The organism is Arthrobacter sp. I3, assembly GCF_000520575.1.
Taxonomy (GTDB): domain Bacteria; phylum Actinomycetota; class Actinomycetes; order Actinomycetales; family Micrococcaceae; genus Arthrobacter; species Arthrobacter humicola_A.
In genome coordinates, this window is record NZ_KI914924.1 from 40,451 (window position 1) to 45,352 (window position 4,902).

Annotated in this window: 5 protein-coding genes; 1 reads left to right on the top strand and 4 read right to left on the bottom strand. The window is 66.4% G+C overall.

Annotated features, from left to right (window positions below):
* Positions 1-470, top strand: a 470-nt coding sequence (locus tag Y706_RS24960) for an inorganic phosphate transporter (protein WP_162159071.1), incomplete at its 5' end; no start/stop codon positions are given.
* 8 nt (positions 471-478) lie between these two features.
* Here Y706_RS24960 and pstB read toward each other — a convergent pair.
* From pstB to pstS, 4 genes are all read right to left on the bottom strand, one after another.
* A complete protein-coding gene (pstB, locus tag Y706_RS0110890; RefSeq protein ID WP_018774898.1) occupies positions 479-1,258 on the bottom strand; it encodes a phosphate ABC transporter ATP-binding protein PstB in 780 nt (259 codons plus the stop codon).
* A gap of 46 nt (positions 1,259-1,304) precedes the next feature.
* A complete protein-coding gene (gene pstA / locus Y706_RS0110895; RefSeq protein ID WP_028276611.1) occupies positions 1,305-2,414 on the bottom strand; it encodes a phosphate ABC transporter permease PstA in 1,110 nt (369 codons plus the stop codon).
* Positions 2,415-3,347, bottom strand: a complete 933-nt coding sequence (gene pstC / locus Y706_RS0110900) for a phosphate ABC transporter permease subunit PstC (protein ID WP_028276612.1) — start codon at positions 3,345-3,347, stop codon at positions 2,415-2,417.
* A 210-nt stretch (positions 3,348-3,557) separates the two neighbouring features.
* Entirely contained in the window at positions 3,558-4,679 is a 1,122-nt protein-coding gene (gene pstS, locus Y706_RS0110905) for a phosphate ABC transporter substrate-binding protein PstS (protein WP_028276613.1), read from the bottom strand.
* Positions 4,680-4,902 lie beyond the last annotated feature (223 nt).

The window sequence follows — 4,902 nt, forward strand, 5'->3', positions numbered from 1 at the left end:
TTGCCGCGGGCGCCGTCGCCTTCGGGCACGGGCTGCAGGACGGCCAACGCACCAGCGCGGTGGTGATCCTGGCGCTGCTGGCGGCCGGGCTCTCCGACGGCGGTTCAGTGCCGGTGTGGGTGGCCCTGCTGACGGCCGTCTTGCTGTCGGCGGGAACCCTCGCGGGCGGGTGGCGGATTTCCTACACCATCGGCTACCGGCTGACCCGGGTCGATCCCCTGCGCGGATTCGTCGCGCAGATGTACAGCGCCGTGATGCTGTTGGTGGGCGCCATCGGGCTGCACTGGCCCGTCTCCACCACGCACACGGTGACGGCGGCAACCCTTGGTGCCGGCGCCAACCAGTGTTTCCCGGGCACCGACCGGCGGCTGGTGATCCGCATCCTGGTGTTCTGGGTAGCGACCCCGGTTGTCACCGCTGCCGCCGCGTTCGTCCTGCAGTTGGCGCTCTCGACGGTGGCCGGCCTGTAGCAGCCTGGTTATCCGAAGCGGCCGGAGACGTAGTCCTCGGTGGCCTTCTCGGTCGGGTTGCTGAAGATCGTGGGGGTGTCGCCGAACTCGATCAGCTTGCCCGGCTTGCCGGTGCCGGCAATGTTGAAGAAGGCCGTCTTATCCGACACGCGGGCCGCCTGCTGCATGTTGTGCGTCACGATCACCACCGTGTACTGGTCCTTGAGCTCATTGATGAGGTCCTCAATGGCCAGCGTCGAGATCGGGTCCAGGGCGGAGCAGGGCTCGTCCATGAGGATCACCTGGGGTTCAACGGCAATCGCGCGCGCAATGCACAGGCGCTGCTGCTGGCCGCCGGACAGCCCGGAGCCGGGCTTGGCCAGACGGTCCTTGACCTCGTTCCAGAGGTTGGCACCCTGCAGGGACCGCTCCACCAGGACATCGGCCTCGCCCTTGGAGATCTTCGTGTTGTTCAGCTTCACGCCGGCCAGCACGTTGTCCCGGATGGACATGGTGGGGAACGGGTTGGGGCGCTGGAACACCATGCCGATCTGGGACCGGACGGTGACCGGGTCGACGCCGGGGCCGTACAGGTTGTCCCCGTCCAGCAGCACTTCGCCTTCAACCCTCGCGCCGGGAATGACCTCGTGCATGCGGTTCAGGGTGCGCAGGAAGGTGGACTTGCCGCAACCCGAGGGGCCGATGAAGGCCGTGACGGACTTGGCGTCGATGTTGATGTTGACGCCTTCGACGGCCAGGAATTTGCTGTAGTAGACGTTCAGGTCCTTGACGTCGATGCGCTTAGACATGGTGTTCCTTCACTTGCTGGAGGTAGGGGCGGCGGGCGCGGATGGCCTAGCGGCCTGTCTTGGGGGCGAAGATGCGGGCAATCAGGCGTGCGCCGAGGTTGAGCAGCATCACCAGGATGATGAGCACCAGGGCCGCGCCCCAGGCCCGCTGGGAGGACGGATCCGGGTTCGACGGCGAGGTGGGGTTCAGGATCTGGGTGTAGATGAAGGTCGGCAGGGAGGCCATCCAGCCGCTGAACACGTTGGTGTTGATGGTGGTCGCGAATCCTGCGGTGACCAGAATCGGCGCGGTTTCGCCGATCACGCGGGCGATCGCCAGGGTGATGCCGGACGCGATGCCGGAGATCGCCGTCGGGAGGACCACCTTGAGGATGGTCCGCCACTTGCGGACGCCGAGGGCGTAGGCGGCCTCGCGGAGTTCGTTGGGCACGATCTTGAGCATTTCCTCGCTGGAGCGGACCACCACCGGGATCATCAGCACCGACAGTGCGACGGCGGCGACGGCGCCGGTCTTGGTGCCCGGGCCGACCACCGCGAAGAACGCGGCGGCGGCGAACAGGCCGGCGACAATCGAGGGAATGCCGGTCATGACGTCCACGAAGAAGGTGATGGCCCGGGCCAGTGCGCGGTCCTCGCCGTACTCCACGAGGTAGATCGCGGTCAGCAGGCCCACGGGGACCGAGATGAGGGTGGCGAGCACCGTGATCAGCAGGGTACCCATGAGCGCGTGATAGATGCCGCCCAGCAGGGGGGCGCCTTCCTCGACCGTCTTATTGTCGAAGGCGCCGGTGACCCCGTTCATGGAGGTGGTGAGGAAACCGGGATCCAGGAGCCCGGGGAGCCCATTGATCAGCACGGTCCAGATCACCGAGAACAGGGGCAGCAGGGCAACCAGGAAGGCCCCCACAACCAGGCAGGTGGCCAGCTTGTCCTTGGCTTTGCGGGCGCCTTCCACAACAAGGCTCCAGCCCACCAGGCCGGCGGCAAAGAGGATGGCGGAGACGATGGCCCAGCCGAAGGCATTGAAGCCGATCAGCGCGAGGATCGCCGCGCCGAGGATCAAGGCAACGGCCAGGACGATGTACGGCGCGGCCTTGGGCAGTTGGCCCTTGGTCAGCGCCGAGCGCTTGCGTACCGGGGTCAGGGTGGAGGTCATTTAGTTGGCTCCCGAGAATTCTTTGTGCCGGGTGATGATTCCGCGGGCGATCATGTTCACGCCGAGGGTGATGACGAACAGCACCAGGCCCGCGGCGATCAGCGTGTTGACCTTGATCCCGCTGGCCTCGGGGAAGTTCAGGGCGATTTCGGCGGCGATGGTCTGGTTGCCGGTTTGGATCAGGCTGGCGGTCAGGGCTCCGGAGGACAGCACCAGCGCGACGGCCATGGTCTCGCCGAGGGCCCGGCCCAGTCCCAGCATCACGGCGCTGATGATTCCGGGCCGGCCGAACGGCAGCACGGTCATCCGGATCATCTCCCAGCGGGTGGCCCCGAGCGCCAGCGCGGCCTCTTCGTGCAGCTTGGGGGTCTGCAGGAAGATTTCGCGGGTCAGGGAGGTGATGATGGGCAGGACCATGACGGCGAGCACGATTCCGGCCGTCAGGATGGTCTTGCCGGTGGCGGAGGCGGGGCCCTGGAAGATCGGCAGCCAGCCCATGTTCTCGGCCAGCCAGTTGTACGACGGCGAGATTTCCTTGGCCAGGAACGCGACGCCCCAGGCGCCGTAGACCACGGACGGGATGGCGGCGAGGAGGTCAATCACGTAACCCAGGCCGGAGGCGAGCTGGCGCGGCGCGAAGTGCGAAATGAACAGCGCGACTCCGATCGCGATCGGCGTCGCGATCACGAGAGCGATCACCGAGGCGATGAGGGTGCCGATGACGAGCGGCCAGATGTAGGTGAAGAATCCTTCGCCGCCCTGGATCTTGTCCGCCGGAGCCACGAGGGCGGGGAGCGCCTGGATCACGAGAAACAGTGCCACGCCGAAGAGCACGACGAGGATCAAACACCCTGCTGCCAAGGTGGCTGCGGAAAAGACTTTGTCACCGGCGTGGCCTGCGCCCCGGGACTTGGTCAGGGAGGTGGTGGTCACTTCACGGTCCTTCGGTTTGGATGGGATCCGGGCGCCGGGTGCGGAGGCCTCCGCGGCCGGTGCCCGGCAAATCTTGATGTATGGAACAAACGCGTCGGTTCCCTGCTCCATGGCGGCCGCCGGTGACGGCCGCCATGATGCAGGGAACCTTGATCAGGCCCGTGTTTCCACTATGCCCTTATCCACTTCGCCTCGCGGCGCAGCGTATTCCTAGGCCTTGGCCTTGACGGAGTCGACGGCAGCCATTGCCTTGTCCTGGAGGGTCTTGGACAGCGGCGCCGACTTGGCGGCGTCGGCGGCGGCCTGCTGGCCCGCGTCGGAGGCGGCGTACTTGACGAAGGCCTTGACCAGGTCAGCGGTGGCCTGCGTGTCGTAGGTGGTGCAGACGATGTGGTAGGACACCAGGACGATCGGGTAGGCGCCCGCGGCCGTGGTGGTGCGGTCCAGCTTGATGGCGAGGTCGTTGGCGTTGCGGCCCTCGACCGGCTTGCCCTGGTCGACTGCCTTGGAAGCTGCCTCGGCGGAGATCTTCGTGAAGGAGTCGCCGACCTTGATCTGCGCGGTGCCGAGCTTGCCGCTGACAGCGGAGTCGTCGGCGTAGGTCACGGCGCCGGGGGTGTCGGTGACAGTCTTGACGACGCCGGAGGTGCCCTTGGCGTTCTCGCCCTTCAGGCTGGCGGGCCAGACGCCGGCTGCCTTGTCGGTCCACACGGTGGGGGCTACGGCGGACAGGTAGTCGGTGAAGTTGGTGGTGGTGCCCGAGTCATCGGAGCGGTTCACCGGGGTGACCTTGAGGTCCGGAAGCTGGACGCCCGGGTTCATGGCCGCGATGGCGGGGTCATTCCAGTTGGCGACCTCGCCGCGGAAGATCTTTGCGACGGTGGCGGCGTCGAGCTTCAGGTCCGTGATGCCAGGGACGTTGAAGGCGACGGCGATCGGGGAAATGTAGACCGGAATGTCAATGGCTCCGTCGGGACCACACTTTTCCTTGGAGCTGGCGAGTTCGTCATCCTTGAGGTAGGCATCGGAGCCGGCGAACTGGGCCGAGCCGTCGAGGATCGCCTTGCGTCCGGCGCCGGAACCGTCCGGGGAGTACTGCACAGTTGCGCCCTGGTTCGCGGTAGCGAAGTTGGTCTTCCAGACATCCATGGCTGCGCCCTGGGCGGAAGAACCGATGCCGGTCAGGGTGCCGGTGACCGCGGGACCCGAGGCGGACGGCGCGGCGGTCTGGGCCGTGTTGGTTGCGTTGTCCGAACCGCAGGCGGTCAGCGCAAGTGCGCCGACGGCGATTACAGCGATAGCCGCGTTGCGGCCGAAGCGGAGAGCCTTCACTGAGTTGTACCCCTTCCAGGGCTGTGAGTGCCGGGCCCGGAGAAGGCCCGCAGGGATGCGTACGGGTTTGTACCTTTACCGACCGTAAGTGGCCCAGGTGAAGAGAATTGCGGACCAAAGTGAACGGCCGGTGAACGACGCGGGACTATTGGCTTACATATGCCGGGCCGCCATTGTGTTCTGTGCGTCACAGTCGTATCGGCCGCGCAGTGCCCGCGGCCCG